This window comes from uncultured Roseobacter sp. (genome assembly GCF_947495025.1).
GTDB lineage: Bacteria > Pseudomonadota > Alphaproteobacteria > Rhodobacterales > Rhodobacteraceae > Roseobacter.
Window position 1 is genome coordinate 839,344 of sequence record NZ_CANLXG010000002.1, and the last position, 21,404, is coordinate 860,747.

20 protein-coding genes are annotated in these 21,404 nt (G+C 56.7%); 9 read left to right on the forward strand and 11 right to left on the reverse strand.

Annotated features, from left to right (window positions below):
• Positions 1-46 precede the first annotated feature (46 nt).
• Positions 47-709 (forward strand): peptide-methionine (S)-S-oxide reductase MsrA, encoded by a 663-nt coding sequence (gene msrA / locus Q0792_RS12290; RefSeq protein WP_298840795.1) that lies wholly within the window; start codon positions 47-49, stop codon positions 707-709.
• Here the strand turns inward: msrA and Q0792_RS12295 are convergent, their stop codons facing one another.
• The gene (locus Q0792_RS12295) at positions 710-1,582 is read right to left on the reverse strand and encodes a ribokinase (protein ID WP_298840797.1); all 873 of its coding nucleotides are present in this window, start codon (positions 1,580-1,582) and stop codon (positions 710-712) included.
• Positions 1,582-3,837 (reverse strand): NADP-dependent malic enzyme, encoded by a 2,256-nt coding sequence (locus tag Q0792_RS12300; RefSeq protein ID WP_298840800.1) that lies wholly within the window; start codon positions 3,835-3,837, stop codon positions 1,582-1,584. The genes Q0792_RS12295 and Q0792_RS12300 overlap by 1 nt, the downstream gene beginning before the upstream one ends.
• Before the next feature lie 135 nt (positions 3,838-3,972).
• Here Q0792_RS12300 and mutS point away from each other — a divergent pair, with 135 nt between their 5' ends.
• Complete coding sequence (mutS, locus tag Q0792_RS12305) at positions 3,973-6,612, forward strand: DNA mismatch repair protein MutS (RefSeq protein WP_298840803.1); 2,640 nt, start codon at positions 3,973-3,975, stop codon at positions 6,610-6,612.
• 77 nt (positions 6,613-6,689) lie between these two features.
• Here the strand turns inward: mutS and Q0792_RS12310 are convergent, their stop codons facing one another.
• Positions 6,690-7,253 (reverse strand): nucleotide exchange factor GrpE, encoded by a 564-nt coding sequence (locus Q0792_RS12310; RefSeq protein WP_298840806.1) that lies wholly within the window; start codon positions 7,251-7,253, stop codon positions 6,690-6,692.
• Positions 7,254-7,263: 10 nt separating this feature from the next.
• Positions 7,264-8,328, reverse strand: a complete 1,065-nt coding sequence (gene hrcA / locus Q0792_RS12315) for a heat-inducible transcriptional repressor HrcA (protein WP_298840808.1) — start codon at positions 8,326-8,328, stop codon at positions 7,264-7,266.
• Positions 8,329-8,441: 113 nt separating this feature from the next.
• Between hrcA and rph the strand changes: the two genes are divergently transcribed.
• Genes rph through hemW form a run of 3 tightly spaced genes read left to right on the forward strand, consistent with a single transcriptional unit; the run spans position 8,442 to position 10,913 of the window.
• Positions 8,442-9,155: a ribonuclease PH gene (gene rph, locus Q0792_RS12320; RefSeq protein WP_298840811.1), complete on the forward strand. Its 714-nt coding sequence runs from the start codon at positions 8,442-8,444 to the stop codon at positions 9,153-9,155.
• Positions 9,152-9,763, forward strand: a complete 612-nt coding sequence (gene rdgB, locus Q0792_RS12325; protein ID WP_298840814.1) for an RdgB/HAM1 family non-canonical purine NTP pyrophosphatase — start codon at positions 9,152-9,154, stop codon at positions 9,761-9,763. Before rph ends, rdgB begins: the two co-directional genes overlap by 4 nt.
• Complete coding sequence (gene hemW / locus Q0792_RS12330) at positions 9,756-10,913, forward strand: radical SAM family heme chaperone HemW (protein WP_298840817.1); 1,158 nt, start codon at positions 9,756-9,758, stop codon at positions 10,911-10,913. Before rdgB ends, hemW begins: the two co-directional genes overlap by 8 nt.
• On the opposite strand, the gene Q0792_RS12335 is transcribed toward hemW, so the two are convergent.
• The 7 genes from Q0792_RS12335 to hemJ all read right to left on the reverse strand — a co-directional run bounded on the left by Q0792_RS12335 (position 10,910) and on the right by hemJ (position 18,304).
• A complete protein-coding gene (locus tag Q0792_RS12335; RefSeq protein WP_298840820.1) occupies positions 10,910-11,803 on the reverse strand; it encodes a ParB/RepB/Spo0J family partition protein in 894 nt (297 codons plus the stop codon). The two genes, hemW and Q0792_RS12335, sit on opposite strands and share 4 nt — an antisense overlap.
• Positions 11,804-11,815: 12 nt before the next feature.
• A complete protein-coding gene (locus tag Q0792_RS12340; RefSeq protein WP_298840822.1) occupies positions 11,816-12,625 on the reverse strand; it encodes a ParA family protein in 810 nt (269 codons plus the stop codon).
• A complete protein-coding gene (rsmG, locus tag Q0792_RS12345; protein WP_298841877.1) occupies positions 12,618-13,226 on the reverse strand; it encodes a 16S rRNA (guanine(527)-N(7))-methyltransferase RsmG in 609 nt (202 codons plus the stop codon). The genes Q0792_RS12340 and rsmG overlap by 8 nt, the downstream gene beginning before the upstream one ends.
• Positions 13,227-13,228: 2 nt before the next feature.
• Complete coding sequence (gene mnmG, locus Q0792_RS12350; RefSeq protein ID WP_298840825.1) at positions 13,229-15,100, reverse strand: tRNA uridine-5-carboxymethylaminomethyl(34) synthesis enzyme MnmG; 1,872 nt, start codon at positions 15,098-15,100, stop codon at positions 13,229-13,231.
• 4 nt (positions 15,101-15,104) lie between these two features.
• A complete protein-coding gene (mnmE, locus tag Q0792_RS12355) occupies positions 15,105-16,391 on the reverse strand; it encodes a tRNA uridine-5-carboxymethylaminomethyl(34) synthesis GTPase MnmE (protein WP_298840828.1) in 1,287 nt (428 codons plus the stop codon).
• A 30-nt stretch (positions 16,392-16,421) separates the two neighbouring features.
• Complete coding sequence (rho, locus tag Q0792_RS12360) at positions 16,422-17,729, reverse strand: transcription termination factor Rho (protein ID WP_298840830.1); 1,308 nt, start codon at positions 17,727-17,729, stop codon at positions 16,422-16,424.
• A 125-nt stretch (positions 17,730-17,854) separates the two neighbouring features.
• Positions 17,855-18,304 (reverse strand): protoporphyrinogen oxidase HemJ, encoded by a 450-nt coding sequence (gene hemJ, locus Q0792_RS12365; RefSeq protein WP_298840833.1) that lies wholly within the window; start codon positions 18,302-18,304, stop codon positions 17,855-17,857.
• 400 nt (positions 18,305-18,704) lie between these two features.
• Between hemJ and Q0792_RS12370 the strand changes: the two genes are divergently transcribed.
• From Q0792_RS12370 to dnaQ, 4 genes are read left to right on the forward strand one after another with little or no spacing between them, the layout of a single operon-like run.
• Complete coding sequence (locus Q0792_RS12370) at positions 18,705-19,304, forward strand: nucleoside triphosphate pyrophosphatase (protein WP_298840835.1); 600 nt, start codon at positions 18,705-18,707, stop codon at positions 19,302-19,304.
• On the forward strand, positions 19,301-20,134 hold the full coding sequence (locus Q0792_RS12375; protein WP_298840837.1) for a shikimate dehydrogenase: 834 nt from the start codon (positions 19,301-19,303) through the stop codon (positions 20,132-20,134). Before Q0792_RS12370 ends, Q0792_RS12375 begins: the two co-directional genes overlap by 4 nt.
• The gene (gene coaE / locus Q0792_RS12380; RefSeq protein WP_298840839.1) at positions 20,131-20,724 is read left to right on the forward strand and encodes a dephospho-CoA kinase; all 594 of its coding nucleotides are present in this window, start codon (positions 20,131-20,133) and stop codon (positions 20,722-20,724) included. Before Q0792_RS12375 ends, coaE begins: the two co-directional genes overlap by 4 nt.
• A complete protein-coding gene (dnaQ, locus tag Q0792_RS12385; protein WP_298840842.1) occupies positions 20,717-21,403 on the forward strand; it encodes a DNA polymerase III subunit epsilon in 687 nt (228 codons plus the stop codon). Before coaE ends, dnaQ begins: the two co-directional genes overlap by 8 nt.
• Position 21,404: the final 1 nt, after the last annotated feature.

Genomic DNA, 21,404 nt, shown 5'->3' on the forward strand with positions numbered 1-21,404 from the left:
CCCGTGAGGGCCCGAGGCGGCAGTCTGAGTGCAAAGGAGACCGAAAATGCTGAATATTTCCTCGCTCAAGACCTTTGCTCTGGCCGGCATGATCGTCCTCGGCTTTGCGGCACAGACACGGACCGCTCTTGCGGATGATCTCGAAACGCTGACCGTCGCCGGAGGCTGCTTCTGGTGTGTTGAAGCTGATTTCGAACGTGTTGAAGGCGTAACAGGCGCCGTCTCCGGCTATACCGGTGGATCCGTCGAAAACCCGACCTACAAGCAGGTAACGCGGGGCGGAACAGGCCACTACGAAGCCGTGCAGATCACCTACGATCCGTCGATTGTCTCGCGGACGACGCTCCTCAGCCTGTTTTTCCGCTCCGTTGATCCAACTGATGCCGGAGGACAGTTCTGTGACAGAGGCGAAAGTTACCGGACAGCTGTTTTTGCGGACACACCTCAGGCGCAGGAAGACGCCGCGGCAGCAAAAGCAAAGGCGGCAAAAGTGCTGGGTCAGACCATTGTCACGCCGATCCTGCCGGCTGCGCCTTTTTACGAAGCCGAAGACTATCACCAGGATTACTACAGGTCCGATGATCTTGTGCTGACCCGTTTTGGTCCCAAACGCAAATCATCAGCGTACAAAGCCTACCGCGATGCCTGTGGCCGGGATCAGCGCGTCCGCGAACTCTGGGGCGAGAACGCGCCGTTCCTGCCCAGCTGATCAGCGAAAGGTGAAATCCTCGATTTCTTTCAGATCGGGGATCACATCTGCCGTCCCTTCACGGGTGACCATCAGTGCCCCCGCCTTCGTGGCAAGTCCAATGGCCTGCGCGACGGGCATGCCGCGATCCAGACCGGCAATAAGGTACCCGGTGAACGTATCGCCCGCACCTGTCGTATCTACCGGTTTCACGGGAATCGCCGGAAAACTCTGGGGCGCCTGGCCTTTGCTGTGCCAGACGCAGCCATCACCCCCCATGGTCACAACTACGTCGGAACACGGCAGATCGCCCGGTTCAGAGCCTGTTTCCTGCGACAGTTGAGCCGCCTCAACCGCATTCAGGACCAGCATATCGACCTTGTCCATCACAGCGCGTACGGCATCCGCATCAAAAGGTGCGGCGGCGTAAATCACCCGCAGGCCCAGCCGGGCGGCCAAATCAACTGCCTCTTTCTGTCCGCTGGTTTCGTTCTGCGTGACAAAGATATCGCCGGGGCCGGCATTGCTGAGCGCGGCACCGATCAGTTCACGGGTGATGCCGCCATTTGCGCCCGACAACAGAACAATCGTGTTTTCACCCTGCGGGTCGACACAGATGTTGGCATGGCCCGTTGGCAGGTCAGATACTGCGATGTGTCGCGTATCCACACCGTATTCGAGCAACCGCTCGCTCGCCCAGCGCCCGTCCGATCCCACGGCGCCGATATGCACGACCCGCGCTGCTGCCCGGGCCGCCGCAACAGACATATTGGCACCCTTGCCGCCAAGCCCGCGTGTCAGGCTCTGTGCCGCCAGAGTTTCACCCCCCGCGGGCTGATGGCTGACGCGGTACACGTTGTCTGCGTTGATTGATCCCAGGTTATAGATCGTCATCAGCCGACCTTGCAGGCCGCGAGGATGGCCATGTTCAGAATGTCATTCGCCGTGGATACCGTCGAGCAGATCTGGATCGATCCATCCACGCCCGCCAGGATTGGTCCGATCACGGTGGCACCAGCCATTTCCTGCATCAGCTTCACAGAAATACTGGCCGAATGGCGCGCAGGTACCACAAGGATGTTTGCCGGGCCGGTCAGGCGTGAAAACGGATAGGCAGACTGGGCAGTGGCATTCAGGGCAACGTCCACCGTCATCTCGCCCTCATACTCAAAGGTGACACCGCGTGCATCGAGCACTTCCGGCGCACGGGCCATTTTCTCTGCCCGCTCGGAAACCGGATATCCAAAGGTCGAGAAACTCACAAAAGCCACACGGGGCTCCAGCCCCATGTTCTGAGCAACCGTGGCGGCACGCTCTGCAATCGTCGCCAGGTCTTCCTCGTCCGGCCACTCATGAACCAGCGTATCCGCGATAAAGATAATCCGTCCCTTGTGCAGCAGCGCAGTGATACCGACTGCACCGTCATATTTCGATGCGTCGTAGACGTGATTGATGCGGTCCAGAATGTGCGCAGACTTGCGGGTCGCACCGGTCACAAGACCGTCGCCGTGGCCGTGCGCCAGCATCAGCGCTGAGAAAACATGGCGGTCCCGTGCGGCCAGGCGATGGATGTCCTGGGCATCAAAACCCCCGCGTTTGAGCCTGTTATAGAGAAAATCCTTGTAGGTATCGAGGTGGGTGGTATTCGCTGCGTTCACCACTTCGATTTCGCGGACCGCGTCCACCATACCGGCCTTGTCCAGTTTGGCTTTGACGTCATCAAGACGCCCGACAACCAGCGCTTTGCCCAGGCCGGAACGCTGGTACATGACCGCGGCGCGCAGCACCCTTGGATCATCGCCTTCGGCAAAGATCATGCGGGCCTGGTTGGCCCGCGCCCGGGCGTTGATGCCCCGCAGAATACTTGCCGTTGGGTCCATCCGGGTTTTCAGCGAAAGCTCATATGCTTCCATATCGATGATCGGACGCCGCGCGGCTCCGGTGTCCATGCCGGCTTTGGCAACTGCCGGGGGTATGCGGTGAATAAGGCGCGGGTCAAACGGTGTCGGAATAATATAATCCCGCCCGAAGGAGAGGTTTTTGCCATACGCCAGCGCCACCTCATCGGGCACATCCTCTCGCGCCAGATTGGCAAGTGCATGGGCGCAGGCAATTTTCATCTCGTCATTGATCGCGCGCGCGTTGATGTCGAGCGCGCCACGGAAGAGATAGGGAAAGCCAAGCACATTGTTGACCTGATTGGGATAGTCGCTGCGCCCCGTTGCGACGATGGCGTCCGGCCGGACTTCATGTGCCTCTTCGGGGGTGATCTCCGGGTCCGGGTTCGCCATGGCGAAGATGACCGGGTTTTCCGCCATGCTTTCAACCATTTCCTGCGTGACCGCACCTTTGACAGACACACCCAGGAACACGTCTGCACCCTTCATCGCTTCTTCCAGCGTGCGGAGCTCTGTAGCAACAGCGTGGCCGGACTTCCACTGGTTCATACCCTCGGTACGGCCCTGATAGATCACGCCTTTTGTGTCGCACATGATACAGTTCTGATGACGCGCGCCCATGGCTTTGAGCAGCTCAAGACAGGCAATACCCGCCGCACCTGCGCCGTTCAGGACAATGCGCACATCCTCGATCTTCTTTCCCGAGATCTGCAACGCGTTCAGCAGTCCCGCCGCACAGATGACGGCCGTTCCGTGCTGGTCGTCATGAAAAACCGGAATATCCATCTCTTCTTTGAGACGTTGCTCGATAATAAAGCATTCGGGCGCTTTGATATCTTCAAGGTTGATGCCGCCAAATGTCGGGCCCATCAGACGGACCGCATCGACAAAGGCATCAACGTCTTCGGTGTCCAGTTCAATATCGATGCTGTTCACGTCGGCAAAACGCTTAAACAGTACCGCTTTGCCCTCCATCACGGGCTTGGATCCGAGTGCGCCGAGATTTCCAAGGCCCAGCACCGCCGTGCCGTTGGAAATCACAGCAACAAGGTTGCCTTTGTTGGTGTAATCATAGGCCGTCTCAGGATTTGCCGCGATGGCTTCGCAGGGAACGGCAACGCCGGGTGAATAGGCAAGGCTCAGGTCCCGCTGGGTTGTCATCGGGACGGTTGCGGTGATTTCGAATTTCCCCGGTGTCGGTTCGAGATGAAAGGCGAGCGCTTCTTCGGCGGTGACGCGTGTTTTTGACATGTTATTCGGCCTTTTCTGACGTTCCGGAGCCCCCAGGCTATATCTCAGCCGGGCACCCGCCTCAAGCATGCGCGATTTGAGCTTTTACCCGGGCCGGAGCATTTGTAAGGTCACCCGAAACCGCCGGGGGGCCTTATGACCGTCACGCCGATGATGGCGCAGTATCTGGAAATCAAATCCGGTTATCCGGATGCACTGCTGTTTTACCGGATGGGCGATTTTTACGAGATGTTCTTTGACGACGCCGTGGCGGCGGCCCAGGCTCTGGATATCGCGCTGACCAAACGTGGCAAACATAACGACGCCGATATTCCTATGTGCGGTGTGCCGGTGCATTCCGCCGAAGGCTACCTGCTGACACTCATCCGGAAGGGGTTTCGCGTTGCTGTCTGCGAGCAGATGGAAAGCCCGGCGGAAGCCAAAAAAAGAGGCTCTAAATCGGTCGTAAAGCGCGATGTGGTGCGGCTTGTGACACCCGGTACACTGACCGAGGAGAGCCTTCTCGAAGCCCGCCGGCACAACTATCTGGCAGCCTTTGCAGAAGTCCGGGATGCACAGGCGCTGGCCTGGGTGGATATCTCAACCGGGTCCTTTCATGTCATGCCACTTGACGCGCTGCGTCTTGGGCCAGAGCTGGCGCGGCTGGCACCCTCTGAGCTGATCGTAGCCGAGAACCGCGAAGGAGACCTGCGTGAAACAGTTGAGGATCTTGGTATCGCGCTGACAGGGCTTGCCCGGTCGGCGTTTGACAGTACCGGTGGTGAAAAATCCATTTGTGACCTCTTTGGCGTGGAAACGCTCGACGGTTTCGGGACTTTCTCCCGCGCCGAGGTATCCGCAATGGGCGCGGTCATTCAGTACCTGGACATTACGCAGAAAGGGCAGCTGCCGCTTCTCCGGCCACCACAGAAAGAGGCTGTTTCCGGCACCGTTCAGATCGATGCGGCTACGCGCAGGAACCTTGAGCTGACACATGCGCTCTCGGGCGGTCGGGCGGGGTCACTTTTGTCGGTGATTGACCGGACGCTGACAGCGGGTGGTGCCCGACTGCTGGAACAAAGACTGTCCAGCCCTTCGCGGGACCGCGAAACCATCCGACAGCGTCTGGATGCGGTCGACTTCCTTTTCGGGGACAACACCCTTCGCCAGTCACTGCGCGATCTGCTGCGGCGCATTCCGGATCTGGACCGCGCGCTTTCACGTCTGGCGCTCGATCGCGGCGGCCCGCGTGATCTGGCAGCCATCCGGAACGGGTTGATCTCTGCTGATGCGCTGAATTCCGAGCTCAGCAATGTGGATCTGCCGGACTTGTTGCACAGATGTCTGCAGGGCCTGACAGGTCACGCTGCCTTGACGGAACATCTTGATGAAACTCTGGTTGCAGAGCCGCCGCTTCTCGCGCGGGATGGTGGGTTCATTGCCCCGGGATACGATGACGCGCTCGACGAGGCCCGGAAACTGCGGGACGAAGGACGCAGTGTTATTGCCGCGATGCAAAAACAATTCGTCTCTGATACAGGCATTTCGTCTCTGAAGATCAAGCACAACAATGTTCTTGGTTACTTTATCGAAACACCCTCTACTCATGCCGACAAAATGCTGTCGGCACCCCTGTCCGAGACGTTTATCCATCGCCAGACCACTGCAAATCAGGTCCGGTTCACGACCGTCGAACTGTCTGAAATGGAAACTAAAATCATCAATGCCGGTGCCCGCGCTCTGGAGATTGAAAAACGTCTGTTTGAGGGATTGCGCGCGCGTATTCTTGGCGAGGCCGCGCAGATTTCTCAGACGGCCACCGCTGTTGCCGAGACGGACATTGCATCCGGTCTCGCTGATCTTGCCGTGGCAGAAAACTGGGTGCGCCCGGACGTTGATGGCAGCCGTCAGTTTGATATCCGCGGCGGTCGCCATCCGGTGGTCGAGGCCTCGCTGCGACAGCAATCCGGCGCGCCGTTTATTGCCAATGACTGCGCACTGTCTGCGGGAGAGGACACCGCAAATATCTGGCTGCTGACGGGGCCGAACATGGCGGGTAAATCTACGTTCCTGCGTCAGAATGCACTTATCGCTATTCTGGCACAGATGGGCAGCTTTGTACCGGCCACCTCGGCACATATCGGGGTTATCAGCCAGTTGTTCAGTCGTGTCGGCGCATCAGACGATCTGGCCCGCGGAAGATCTACCTTTATGGTCGAGATGGTTGAAACAGCAGCTATTCTGAACCAGGCAGATGACCGCGCTCTCGTAATTCTGGACGAGATCGGCCGGGGCACCGCAACCTATGACGGGCTGTCAATTGCCTGGGCGACTCTGGAACATCTGCACGACGTGAACAAAAGCCGCGCTTTGTTTGCAACGCACTATCATGAGATGACGGCTCTGGCGGGCAAACTGGATGGTGTAGAGAATGCAACCGTCGCCGTCCGAGAATGGGAAGGTGAGGTCATTTTCCTGCACGAAGTGCGCAAGGGAGCGGCGGACCGGTCTTATGGTGTCCAGGTTGCGCAGCTTGCCGGTCTGCCGGCACCGGTGATTGCCCGTGCACGCGTCGTCCTTGATGCTTTGGAAAAAGGGGAACGCGAGGGGGGTGCGACGCAGAAAACACTGATCGATGATCTTCCGCTTTTCTCTGCCGCGCCGGTTTCCCCTCCACCATCAGCCCCGACCCGATCAGCCGTTGAGGACGCTCTCGAAGATATCCACCCTGACGAGCTGACGCCCCGCGAAGCGCTGGACATGCTTTATAAACTCAAAGAAGCCGCCAGATCCTGACGGCCTCTAGTTCTTTCTTCTGATATCCGAACCCCGTGCACTGCCCGTTGTGCAGGGCAGATCAAACGGTGCTTGGGTCAGCCAGCCGGTGTCGACGACACACCCACCTGCGCGGGGCGAAGCAGACGATCATGTAGCATAAAGCCTTCGGCCGCGACCTGGATGATATCACCGGCCCGCGTGTCCGGCAGTGGCGCTTCAAACATCGCCTGATGCAGTTTCGGGTCAAAACGGTCACCGACCTCGGGCGCGATGACTTCGATACCGTGCTTTTTGAAAACACTCAGCAATTCGCGCATGGTCAGCTCGATGCCCTCGATCAGGGCAGCATTTGCTTCTTTCTGTTCGTCCGTCACGGTTTCAATGGCGCGTTTCATATTGTCATAAACGGGCAGGATATCGCGCGAAAGCTTGGAGCCACCATAGTTCTCGGCCTCTCTGCGATCCCGGTCGGACCTTTTGCGCGCGTTTTCCGCATCTGCCAGAGCGCGCATAAACCGGTCTTTATACTCGTCGCGCTCTGCCCTTATCTGTTCAAGCTCCAGGGCTTCGTCGTCAATCTCGGCCATTTCTTCAGCGAATGCTTCCGCCTCGGCGTCATCGATATCGTCCAGAAATTCTTCGTTCTTGGGCTCTGCCATGATCTTACCTCTAACTCCGGTCGGAGATCAGTTTTCCGACCAGCTGCGCCGTGTAATTCACAATCGGCACAATGCGTCCATAATTCAGTCGTGTCGGACCAATGACCCCCACGGCGCCAATGATCTTTCGATCAGCGTTCATATATGGGGAAACGACCAGAGAGGAACCCGAAAGTGAAAAAAGTTTGTTCTCAGAACCAATAAAAATGCGGACACCGTCGCCACCTTCGGCAAGTTCAAGGAACTCGGCGATGTCCCGCTTGCGTTCAAGGTCGTCAAAAAGCCGGCGGATGCGCTCCAGATCTTCACCCTCACCCTCGTCACTCAGCAGATTCGACCGGCCACGCACGATGAGCCGTTCAATCTGATCTCCCTCGCCTTCCCAGACGGCCAGACCGGACTGCACAAGATCCTGCGCAAGCGAATCTATTTCCTGGCGCCGGTTGCTGATCTCGGCTTTCATTGCACCATGCAGTTCGCTCAGGGTTTTGCCCTCGATCAGCGCGTTCAGGAAATTCGCTGCCTCGCGCATTGAGCTTGGTGTCTGGCCGGGAGGTGGTGAAAACAGACGGTTTTCGACGTGGCCATCGGCAAATACCAGCACCACAAGGGCGCGGTCGGGTGACAGCGACACAAATTCGATATGTTTGATGGGCGCTTCGCGTTTTGGTGTCATCACCAGCGATGCCCCCTGGGTCACGCCTGAAAGTGCCGATCCGACCCGATCGAGCAGCCCGCTGACGTCTTCGGAGTTCGAGGCAGCGGTGGCATCAATTTTTTCCCGGTCGGTTGCATCCGGATCGCCGATCTCGAGCAGACCATCCACAAACATGCGCAGTCCCATCTGGGTGGGAATTCGCCCCGCACTGACATGCGGGCTGTCCAGAAGCCCGAGGTATTCCAGATCCTGCATCACGTTGCGGATCGTGGCCGCCGAAACCTTTTCGCTGAAGTCCCGGGTCAGCGTGCGTGAGCCCACCGGCATCCCGTCATCCAGGTAGCCTTCCACCACCCGGCGAAAGACCTCGCGCGAGCGGTCGTTCATCTCTCCGAGTATGTTTGGTGTGTCATTCATCACGGGTTCCCTGGCTGAAGCGGTATAAAAGCACAACACAGCGGAAATTCAATCGGGGTTGCATCCCTGCCGTGCGGGCCTGTATCGGAGAGTGCACATTAAAAGGATATGTCATGCGTCCCTCTGGTCGAGAACTGAACGAAATGCGCGCCGTTTCCATTGAGACGGGTTTCACGAAACACGCAGAGGGCTCTGCCCTGATCAGGATGGGTGACACCCATGTTCTGTGTACCGCAACAATCGAAGACCGTGTGCCACCGTTTATCAAAGGGTCGGGCCTCGGCTGGGTGACCGCCGAATACGGCATGTTGCCACGTGCAACGAACACGCGCATGCGGCGCGAGTCCGCCGCCGGGAAACAGGGCGGCCGCACAGTTGAAATTCAACGGTTGATCGGGCGTTCTCTGCGGGCCGGCGTTGACCGGGTCGCCCTCGGTGAGCGCCAGATTACCATCGACTGTGACGTTCTGCAGGCGGATGGCGGAACACGCTGTGCCTCGATCACAGGAGGCTGGGTTGCGCTGAAGCTGGCGGTAAAAAAGCTGATGAAAGCGGGAGATGTCATCAGCGATCCGCTGACAGACCCTGTTGCCGCGATCAGCTGTGGAATCTACGCCGGGCAGCCTGTGCTTGATCTGGACTATCCGGAGGATTCCGAGGCAGGTGTAGACGGCAATTTCATCATGACAGGCAGTAAACAGCTGATCGAAGTCCAGATGAGCGCCGAAGGCTCTGTATTCTCGCGCGACCAGATGAATGCACTGATAGACCTGGCTGAAAAAGGCGTGGGCGAGCTGGTTGCTGCACAGAAAGCCGCCACGGCATGACACGCAGGTTCGACGGCACCCGAATTCTGATCGCGACGCATAACGCGGGAAAGCTCGAAGAGATGCAACAGCTCTTTGCGCCCCATGGTGTGCAGGTCGTGGGTGCCGCCGAACTGAACCTCGCCGAGCCCGAGGAAACCGAAAACACCTTTATCGGCAATGCCCGGATAAAAGCGCGTGCTGCGGTGAGCGCCACCGGATTACCGGCGCTGGCCGATGATTCCGGAATTGAGGTTGAGGCTCTGGGCAATCGCCCGGGCGTCTATACGGCTGACTGGGCGGAGACACCCCGGGGCCGTGATTTTCTGATGGCAATGACCCGCACACACACCGAACTGGAAGAAGCCGGCGCGGCCCACCCGCGTCGCGCACGTTTCAGGGCAACGCTCGTTCTCGCCTGGCCTGATGGCCACGAAGAAGTTTTTGAGGGCAAGGTGAACGGCACACTGGTCTGGCCGATACGTGGTGAAACCGGTCATGGTTATGACCCGATGTTTATGCCCGACGGCTATGACATCACCTTTGCAGAAATGGATCCGGACGAAAAAAACCGGGTGAGCCACCGCGCAGATGCCTTTGCAAAACTGATCGCTGGTTGCTTTGGCTGAAGACTGGGAACAGGGTGGCTTTGGCCTTTATATTCACTGGCCCTTCTGCGAGGCCAAATGCCCCTACTGCGACTTTAACAGCCACGTCTCGCGCAGCATTGACCAGACAGCCTGGCGCGCCGCCTATCTGACGGAACTGCGCCGGGTTGCCGCTGAAACACCAGGGCGCGTTCTGAGGTCAGTATTCTTTGGCGGTGGGACGCCCAGCCTGATGGATCCCGAAACGGTCAGCGGCATTATTTCGGAAATTCGCCGGCTCTGGCCTGTTGCCAATGATCTGGAGATCTCACTGGAAGCTAACCCCGGCTCGGTCGAAGCAGGGCGGTTCAGGGCGTACCGGGATGGCGGCGTGAACCGCATTTCCATGGGGATACAGGCGCTGAACGATGATGATCTGCGCAGACTGGGCCGTATTCACACAGCCTCAGAGGCGATGGCCGCCTTTGAGATTGCGCGGAGCACCTTTGATCGGGTCAGTTTCGATCTGATCTATGCCCGGCAGGGGCAATCCCTCGCCGACTGGCGGTCTGAACTGACGCAGGCGCTGAGTATGGCCGTGGATCATCTGTCGCTCTATCAGCTGACCATCGAGCAGGGCACAGCATTTGGCGACAGATACAATGCCGGCAAGTTGCGCGACCTGCCCGATGATGACCTGAGCGCCGATCTTTATGCGGCGACCCGTGATCTTTGCGGAGAACACGGCATGCCGGCTTACGAAGTCTCGAACCATGCCCGGGATGGTGCGCAGTCACGACACAATCTGATCTACTGGCGATATGGCGACTACGCAGGTATCGGGCCTGGCGCGCACGGGCGGCTGACCACCGGTGGCCAGAGGGCGGCAACAGAATGCTGGTCCAATCCGGACCGCTGGCTGAAATCAGTCGAAACCGGGAACGCTGAAAAACCGAGGCTGTTTCTGTCAGGCGAAGACCAGGCGAATGAATTTCTGTTGATGGGACTGCGCCTCAGGGAAGGAATTGACCCTGCCCGATATGAAAAACTGTCAGGTCATCAGATTTCGCCTGCAGCTATTTCCGATCTGGTTGACCTGGGAATGATAACAGCGACAAAAGACAGAATTATCGTTTCAGATCAAGGCTTTATGATTCTGAATGCGATAATCTCACGCCTCGCCGGAGGTTAGGTTCCACTCAGAATCCGGCACAGTTCATCCAGCTCTTCAAGCGTCTTGTAATGCAGCGTGACCTCGCCTGATTCACCGCCCGGTTTGTGCGTCAGAACAACCTTCATACCCAGCGTCGCAGAAAGATCGCCCTCCAGGGCTTTGGTGTCTGCATCTTTTTCAGCTGGCGCCTTCGATGCGGCGGGTTTACCGCGCGCATCACCTGACTGCTCTTTTTTGACCAGCGCCTCGGCCGCGCGCACGGACAACCCATCCCGGATGATCCGGCGCGCAAGTCCCACAGGATCTTCGGCACCGAGGAGAGCACGCGCATGGCCCGCACTCAGGTCATTGCTGCGTACCATTTCCAAAAGCGGTTCCGGCAGGTTGAGCAACCTCAACAGGTTTGCAATATGACTGCGGCTCTTGCCCAGAGCTTCGGCCATCTTTTCCTGAGTATGACCAAACTGGTCCATCAGGCGGCGATAGCCGGCCGCTTCTTCGATAGCATTCAGATCCGCCCGCTGAATATTCTCGATGATGGCAACCTCGAGAACCTCGGCATCCGAGAAATCCCGCACGATAACCGGCAGCTCATGCAGCTGCGCCATCTGCGATGCGCGCCAGCGGCGCTCACCCGCAACAATCTCATAGCGCCCATCGGCTATGGCGCGGACGATCAGGGGCTGAATAACACCCTTTTCCTTTATCGACGCTGCTAGATCATCCAGGTCACCCTCGGCAAAACGTTTCCGCGGCTGATCGGGATTCGGTGTGATCTGTTCAATCGGGATCTTCTTGTCCGCCGCCGCAGGACCAGCACTCGCGCGCTCCTCTGTCTCGGCCACATCGGACATGAGTGCCGACAATCCGCGACCAAGACCCCTCTTCCGTTCGGTTCCACCCACCATAACCTGCTCCCTCTAGGCTGCATGCACCCTGTTTTTATCCAATACCTCACGCGCCAGGGCTCTGTACGCCTGCGCTCCTTTTGAGGTCGTATCATAGGTCAGCACAGGCATGGCATAAGACGGTGCCTCGCTGACCCGCACGTTGCGCGGAATCCGCGTCCGGAATACCAGTTCCCCGAGGTTTTCCCGGGCGTCCTGCTCCACCGCGCCAGACAGATTGTTCCGCTGGTCAAACATCGTCAGAACGATGCCCTCAATGCGCAGATCTTTATTCCCGGTCTGGCGTACCTCGCGGATGGTCAGCATCAGTTGTGACAGACCCTCGAGCGCAAAGAATTCACTCTGCAAAGGCACCAGAACAGAATGCGCCGCGATCATCGCATTTACAGTCAGCAGGTTGAGCGACGGAGGGCAGTCAATCAGGATGTAATCCAGCCGGAATTCATCCATCGGTGTCTGGCGGAGAGCATCGTGCAGCAGAAAACTGCGCTTTTCATTAGACATCAGTTCTATATCCGCCGAGCTGAGATCAACCGTCGCCGGCACGATCATCAGGTTTGGTGTCACGGTCGGCAGAACCACATCATGTAGTGGTATATCATCCAACAAAAGATCATATGTTGTGTACTTCCGGTCGTCCACTTCGATGCCCAACCCCGTGGATGCGTTGCCCTGCGGATCGAGGTCAATTACCAGAACACGGGATCCGGCTTCGGCAAGTGCCGCTGCCAGATTAATTGTAGTGGTGGTCTTTCCAACGCCGCCCTTCTGGTTTGCTATCGCTATTATTTTCGGACCGTGAGGACGCGACAGATCAGACACGCTTGATTTCCTTTATCTCAAGAACGGCAGCAGCGGGGTTTGAAATACTTGTATGCGATACCAGCGAAAATGACCAGGATTCCTGCGCCGCGCTGACCTCTTTCTGCCAGGATTCTCCCTTGAAAAAAACCGCAGTTCCATCGGGCTTCAGATGACGTTCTGCAAAACCGAGCAGGTTGGTCAGGTCTGCAAGTGCGCGGGCTGAAAGGACATCAGCATTCTCTGGAACCGCTTCTTCGATCCGCGCCACCAGAACACTGGCGTTCAGATCCAGTTCCCGGATGACTGTCCGTAGAAAAGCGGCCTTTCGCTGGTCACTTTCTATCATTCGGGTATACCGCGCCGGAAACCGTTCCTTTGCAAATACAGCAGCCACCAGGCCAGGAAACCCCCCACCACTGCCAATATCGACCCATGCATCGCCGGGAAATTCCAGAGGAATAATCTGCGCCGAATCCCATATATGGCGATCCCACAAGTGCTGGACACTTGATTTAGATATCAGATTTATTCTGGGTGTCCATTTCAGGACAAGGTCATGAAGCGCTTCGAGGCGCTCCATTGTTTCACGTGAAACATCAAAGGGCGCGGCTTGATCCATTCTCATGCAGTCTGGCGTCTTCTGTTCTGACGCAGTCTCGCAAGTATCAGCGTCAGCGCCGCCGGTGTCATACCATCAATACGCCCGGCCTGAGCAAGCGTCTCCGGTTGTGCCGCGGCCAGCTTGATCTGCAACTCCCGGGATAAACCTTCCAGACATGCATAGTCAAAATCTGCAGGAATTTTCTGTGCTTCATCTTTGCGAAGAAGATCGATATCTCTTTGCTGCCGCTGAATATAATTGGCGTACAGTGCTTCACGCTCCATCTGACGTTTCGTTTCTGTGTCCAACGCTTCAAAACGATCGTCGAGGCCTGTTATCACATCAAAATCCACATCTGGGAAAGCCAGCAGCTGCATGGCCGTCCGACGAGATCCATCCTGATTGACTTTGATCCCCGCAGAAGACGCCTGTGACGGCGTAAACACCCGATCCGTCAGGATATCGCGCGCAGCATTAAGCTTTCCAAGCTTTTCTCCGAACACCTGCTTTCGCTCATCACTGACGCACCCGATGTCAATGCCCTTTGGCGTCAGGCGTTGATCTGCGTTGTCCGCCCGCAATGACAGGCGAAACTCTGCCCGGGATGTGAACATACGATACGGCTCTGTAACGCCCCGCGTCGTCAGATCGTCAATCATTACCCCGATGTAACTCTCTGACCTTGAGAAACTCACCGGATCTCCCCCGGCAGCAGCGCTTGCTGCATTCAAGCCGGCAACCAGGCCCTGTGCGGCGGCCTCCTCATATCCGGTTGTCCCGTTTATCTGGCCGGCAAGGTACAAACCCTGAATATCTCGGAGCGCCAGCGTACCGTCCAGCGCCCGGGGATCGACGTAGTCGTATTCGATCGCATAACCGGGTTGAAGTATCACTGCATTCTCCAGACCAAAAATGGAGTTCACATACTCTGACTGCACATCTTCGGGCAAAGAAGTCGAAATGCCGTTGGGATAAACGGTATTTGTTGTCAGCCCTTCTGGTTCCAGAAAGATCTGATGAGATGTTTTATCCGCAAATCTTACGATTTTATCTTCAATCGACGGGCAGTATCGTGGCCCAATGCCATCGATATGGCCGCCATACATGGCAGACCGATCAAGATTTTCGCGAATAATATTGTGCGTTTTTTCATTCGTGTGCGTGATGCCACAGGACACCTGACGGGCGGATACGCCTGTGGAAAGAAAAGAAAAGAGTGTCGGATCCTCATCGCCCGGCTGATCCTCCAGCGCATCCCAGCGGATCGTACTGCTGTCCAGACGTGGCGGTGTGCCAGTTTTCAGCCTTCCAAGCGGTAGATCAAAGGAATCAATTCTTTCAGCAAGTTTGACAGAGGCCTTGTCGCCCATACGCCCACCAGGTCTGGAAATATCGCCAATATGGATAACACCTCGCAGAAAAGTTCCGGTTGTCAGAACAACTGAAGCCGCGGGAATTTCTGATCCATCGTGCAGGATAACTCCGCAAACACGGCTCCCTGACATCAAAAAGTCAGTCACCTCGCCAATAACAATATCCAGGTTTTCGCGAGCCCTCGTTTCCCTGAGCATCTCTGACTGATAGATTTGTCGATCAGATTGCGCTCTGGGTCCCTGTACTGCGGGCCCTTTGCGTCTGTTAAGCAAGCGGAACTGAATACCGGCCTTGTCCGCAACCCGACCCATTACGCCGTCAAGCGCATCAATTTCACGCACCAGATGCCCCTTGCCCAACCCACCAATCGCCGGATTGCAGGACATTACACCGATCCCGGCTTCCGACATGGTTACAAGGGCCGTACGGGCACCCATCCGCGCAGCCGCATGTGCCGCCTCCGCGCCAGCGTGTCCGCCACCAATAACCAGAACGTCGAATTGTTTCACGTGAAACACTCCATCACTTGCCAAGGCAAAAGCTTGAAAAAATCTCGTCCAGCAGATTTTCCACGTCGATGCGCCCGATAAGGGCTTCCAATGCTCGAATCGCTGATCGGAGTTCCTCTGCTGCTATATCATAACTCTCCGGACCCTGCGAAAGGATGTCCCTGACAGCGTCAAGATATCCCTGCGACTGTTGCATGGCCGAACGGTGCCTCTCATGCGTCGCCAGACCAGCAACTGAAGTTCTGTCCTGAAGTACCGTGCGAATCCGCTCGATAAGCGCCGACACACCTTCTCCTGTAACACCGGAAACCCCATTGATTGTATCACCCGTCAGGTCAGATTTAGGGGAAACCACAACATCCTGGGGCTTTGGTACAATCAACAGCTGCTCGTTAGCCTCAGACAGAATAACCCTCAGGTCTGCAGCTTCCGCTCGCTGAACCGCCCGCTCTATGCCGATTGTTTCAACGACATCCTCACTTTCGCGAAGCCCCGCGGTATCAAGAAAAGTAACGGGCAGTCCCTTCAGATCCATCCGAACTTCGATAACGTCTCTCGTGGTTCCGGCAATCTCTGACGTGATGGCCGCATCACGTCCTGCCAGTCGGTTCAGCAGCGTCGATTTTCCTGCGTTCGGTGGCCCGACAATTGCAACTTCAAAACCCGTCCGGATGCGTTCAGCCACAAAAGAGCCCGCGATTTCTGACCGCAGTTCCTGCTGAACCCTATCAAGCAGGATTGTGACCTCAGGCGTTACATCAACCGGCACATCTTCGTCAGCGAAATCAATTGTAGCCTCAAGCAGCGAGGCCGACCGGATGAGATCAGAACGCCAACCTTCGACCTTATCTCCCAGTGCGCCGCTGAAAACCCTCAGGGCCTGGCGCCTCTGTGCCTCGGTTTCTGCATCGATCAGATCCGCCAGACCTTCCACCTGGGCGAGATCAAGGCGGCCGTTCTCCATCGCACGACGGGTGAATTCCCCGGACTCTGCAAGTCGCAGACCTTCTGTGCCGGACAGCTGGTGCAAAACAGCCTGCACCACTGCCGTACTGCCATGCGTATGGAGCTCGACAACGTCTTCGCCTGTGAAGCTCTCAGGCGCCCGGAACGTCAGAACAAGAGCTTCGTCCAGAAGGACGTCATGAGCATCCTTCAGTTGACGCAACCCGCTATGACGCACTGATGGCAATGAGCCCGCCATAGCAGCGCCCGCCTGCCACGCACGCGGTCCCGAAATCCTGATGACAGAAACACCGGCCCGGCCCTGAGCAGTTGCCTGGGCAAAAATCGTATCCATCTTATTAACCCACTGTTTTAAAACAATAAGTTACGTATTCATAGAATCGAAGAACTCCGAGTTGCTCTTAGTTTGTTTCAGCTTGGACAACAGGAATTCAATCGCATCTGTCGTACCCATCGGGTTCAGAATACGGCGCAGAACAAAGGTTTTCTGCAGATCGATTTTGTCGACAAGCAGGTCTTCTTTCCGGGTGCCGGATTTCAGAATATCCATCGCCGGGAAGACGCGTTTGTCAGCGACCTTCCGGTCCAGAACAATCTCCGAGTTACCGGTGCCCTTGAATTCTTCAAAGATCACCTCGTCCATGCGGCTGCCTGTATCGATCAGGGCCGTGGCGATGATGGTCAGTGAACCACCCTCTTCGATATTCCGGGCGGCACCAAAGAAACGCTTGGGGCGTTGCAGAGCATTCGCATCCACACCACCGGTCAGAACTTTACCAGAGGACGGAACGACCGTATTAAAGGCCCGGCCCAGTCGGGTGATGGAATCGAGCAGGATGACAACATCCCGCTTGTGTTCAACGAGCCGTTTCGCCTTTTCGATCACCATGTCGGAGACGGCCACGTGACGCGTTGCCGGCTCGTCAAAGGTCGAGGAGACAACCTCTCCCTTAACCGAGCGCTGCATGTCGGTGACCTCTTCGGGCCGTTCGTCAATCAGCAGCACGATGAGATAGCATTCCGGGTGATTGCGTTCGATCGAGTTCGCGATGTTCTGCAACAGCACGGTTTTACCGGTCCGCGGCGGCGCAACGATAAGCGACCGCTGACCTTTGCCGATAGGTGCGACAAGATCGATGATCCGCGAAGAACGGTCCTTGACCGTCGGATCCTCAGTTTCCATGGTCAGGCGCTCGTCCGGATAAAGCGGCGTCAGGTTTTCAAAGGCAACCTTGTGGCGGGCCTTCTCCGGATCTTCAAAGTTGATCCGCGTGACATCGATCAGGCCGAAGTAACGTTCATTATCATCCGGTGCCTTGATCACACCTTCGATCGTGTCACCCGTCCGCAGCGAGTATTTGCGGATCATCTCCGGAGACACATAAATATCATCAGGACCGGGCAGATAGTTTGCCTCTGGCGACCGCAGGAACCCAAACCCGTCCTGCAGAACTTCCAGCACGCCATCACCGGAGATTTCCCAGCCCTCGTCCGCGCGTTCACGAAGGATCTGGAACATCATCTCGCCCTTACGCATGGTCGAGGCGTTTTCGATCTCCAGATCCTCTGCCATCGCCAGCAGATCCTTGGGGCTCTTCCGCTTCAGATCCGCCAGGTTAAGCGTCTCGAGGGGGCCATCCTGGACCGGGGTGTCGTTGTTTTCTGATGTCATGAAACTATCCATAGCCACACGCGGAACCTCCCGTGTGGTCTGTCATTCTGAATGTAAGGTCTGCGCCATCCCCGGACGGGGTGGTGAGAAAGACATAGTGACAGCCAGTCCACGAGTCAATCGGATCAGAAGCGTACGACCACCGAGAGCACGATGACGACCATCAGTACGGTCGGGACTTCGTTCATCATCCGGTACTGCCGGCCTGTCAGGGCATTCTCTGCCCGCATAAACTCTTTACGGCGCAATCCCAGCCAGTGATGAAACCACGTCATCCCAAGTACGCCACCGGCTTTGGTCCATGGCCATATCTCATCCCAGCTGACAATCCCGGGCGTGAACACCAGACACAGACCAAAAACCCATGTCGCTATCATCGCCGGATTCATTATTGCTTTGAGAAGGCGACGTTCCATGGTCTGAAACATCTCGTGAGTTTCACCACTTTGGCCGACCTGTTCAGTGTGATAGACAAACAGTCTGGGCAGATAAAAGAGACCGGCCATCCAGGCAATCACCGACATAATATGGAATGCCTTGATCCATGGATAGCTCTGAGCAAGAAAGTCTGACACCGGAAACTCCAATCTGAACTTCTCTTAATAATTAATAAAGAAAGAGAAAAGGATGATGATTTTGTAGGGGCGGCGGTTTCTGGGGATTAACGTGTCATCCCATCTGTTCTGAACAGGTGGAGAAAATTGTCCCCGAACACGGGGAGAAACCAGCAGGAAAATTTATATTATATTTAACAATAGGTTAGATCTGTCTTAAGAGTGATTTGACGAAATAAACCTGTGGATATCCTCGTGGAAGCCGGTTTATGCACACCTTCTGTTTTATCCTTATCAGAGCTGTATCAAATCCCTGGTAAAACCCTGGCGAAAGATGATTTATAGACGGACCATGGCGAAACGCTCTGACCACATTCATAACTCTTAAAATATCCTTAACGCTGCACACAGGCTTTTCCACATGTCACACACAATCGTCCTGGCATCAGGGTCTGCGATACGGTCAGCGCTGCTGACACAGGCAGGTGTCCCCCATCGCGTGGAACCAGCCCGTATCGACGAGGATATGGTACGCGATTCCCTTCTGGCAGAACAGGCACGGCCACGCGATGTCGCCGATACCCTTGCAGAGCTGAAAGCACGCAAAATCAGTGAGAAAAACCCGGGTGCACTCGTGCTGGGGTGTGACCAGGTGCTGGACCATGATGGGGAAATTCTGTCAAAACCCCGGACGCCGGATGACGCAGTGACCCAGCTCCGGTCTATGCGGTCAGGTCGGCATATGCTGCTCTCTGCGGCGGTTGTGTGCGAGGACGGAAAACCGTTGTGGCGGCACATCGGTCAGGTCAGACTGCATATGCGTGACGCTTCTGACGCATACATCCGTGGCTATGTTGACCGGAACTGGGACAGTATCCGACACGCTGTCGGGGCCTATAAGCTCGAAGAAGAAGGTGTTCGTCTGTTCACCCGGATCGAAGGTGACTATTTTAACGTCCTGGGGCTGCCGCTGCTTGAACTGCTGTCCTGGCTGACGTTGCGGGGAGATCTGGAAAAATGAGCGGACACAAAATCCCATTGGCCGGTGTCATCGGATCACCGATTGCGCATTCCCGGTCACCACAACTGCACGGTCACTGGCTGACAACAAACAATCTGCCTGGTTTCTACATTCCGATGGATGTCTCGCCGGAAGATCTGGAAAGCGTGTTGCGATCCCTGCCCCGTGCCGGCTTTGTCGGTGTCAATGTTACGATCCCACACAAAGAGCAGGTCCTGGAACTGGCTGATGTCGCAACCGATCGCGCGCGGCGGATCGGTGCCGCAAATACGCTGACGTTTTTGCCGGATGGAAAAATCGAGGCGGACAATACGGACGGGTACGGGTTTCTGAACAATCTTCAGGCTGGCGCTCCTGCATGGGAGCCCACTTCGGGGCCTGCGGTCGTTCTTGGCGCGGGGGGCGCGGCGCGGGCGGTGATCGTGGCCCTTCTCGATGCAGGTGTGCCGGAAATACGTCTGAGCAACCGGACCATCGCACGTGCAGAACAACTGCGGAGAGATTTTGGAGAGAAGGTGGTCGTTCACCCCTGGGAAAACATATCCCAGAGCTTCCCGGACGCAGGTTTGCTTGTGAACACGACATCTCTGGGTATGGTCGGCAAACCACCTCTGGAGCTCAGTTTGCAGACTCTGAGCAGACAAACCGTTGTCACCGATCTCGTTTACACACCGCTGCAGACAGAATTGCTCAGGCAGGCAGCCGCTGTCGGGTGCACTGCTGTGGACGGGCTCGGGATGCTGCTGCATCAGGGTGCGCCGGGATTTACCCGCTGGTTTGGCACCGAACCGGTGGTCGATGACGAACTGCGGCGTGCTGTGCTGGGATGACCCACGTGATCGCCCTCACAGGATCGATCGGTATGGGGAAATCGACCACCGCTCAGATGTTCGCCGACGAGGGATGTGCGGTGTGGGACGCCGATGCTGCCGTGCACCGTCTGTATGAACCGGGCGGGGCGGCTGTTGCACCTGTATCAAGGCTCTTTCCCGAGGCAATTATTTCCGACGCTGTTTCACGGGACCGGCTGCGGAAAATCATATCAGCAGATCCGGACGCGCTGAAAAAAATCGAAGACATTGTGCATCCGCTTGTTGCCGCGGATCGGGTTGCTTTTCTGAAAGCCACAGCAACCGACATAGCGGTTCTGGATATTCCGTTGTTGTTTGAAACCGGCGGAGAAGGCATTGCCGATACGGTGGTCTGTGTTTTCGTGTCAGACGAAGAACAGGAAAAACGTGTTCTGGCGCGGGGTAAAATGACCCGTGAACAGTTTCTGGCCATTCGGGAAAAACAGATGCCAGCGGCAGAGAAATGCGCGAGATCAGACTTTGTCGTGACGACAGATACGATTGAACATGCCCGCCAGCAGGTGCAGAATATCGTCAGGCAGATCAGAGAGGCATCAGCAGATGCGTGAGGTTGTCCTCGATACAGAAACCACAGGTTTTGACCCGGAAACCGGCGACCGGATCGTGGAGATCGGAGCGGTAGAGCTGATGGGTCATATGGCGACGGGCCGGACCTATCATCAGTACATCAATCCGGAACGTGCCATGCCCGAAGAAGCCTTTCAGGTTCATGGACTCGGGGACGACTTTCTGAAGGACAAACCAAAGTTTGCCGAAATCGGGCAGGCCTTTCTTGATTTTATTGGTGACGCAAAGCTGGTCATTCACAACGCAGCCTTTGATATCAAATTCCTGAATGCCGAGCTGAAATGGATGAACCTCCCCCAGATACCGTGGGAGCAGGCGATTGATACGCTTGCGATTGCCCGCAAACGGTTCCCTGGATCACCCGCTTCGCTGGATGCGCTGTGCCGCCGGTTCGGGATCGACAATTCTTCGCGGACGCTGCACGGCGCGCTTCTGGACAGCGAAATCCTGGCAGAGGTGTATCTGGAGCTGATCGGCGGGCGCCAGCCGGACTTCGGTCTGTCGACTTCGTCTCAGTCTTCTGGCGGAGATGCGGTGCCTGAATGGTCACCGCGACCACGGCCCATACCGCTTGCATCCCGTCTTACGGATGCAGAAGCCGCCGCCCATGCCGAATTTGTGGCAAAGCTGGGCGACGACGCGTTGTGGTCCAAAGCCTGAC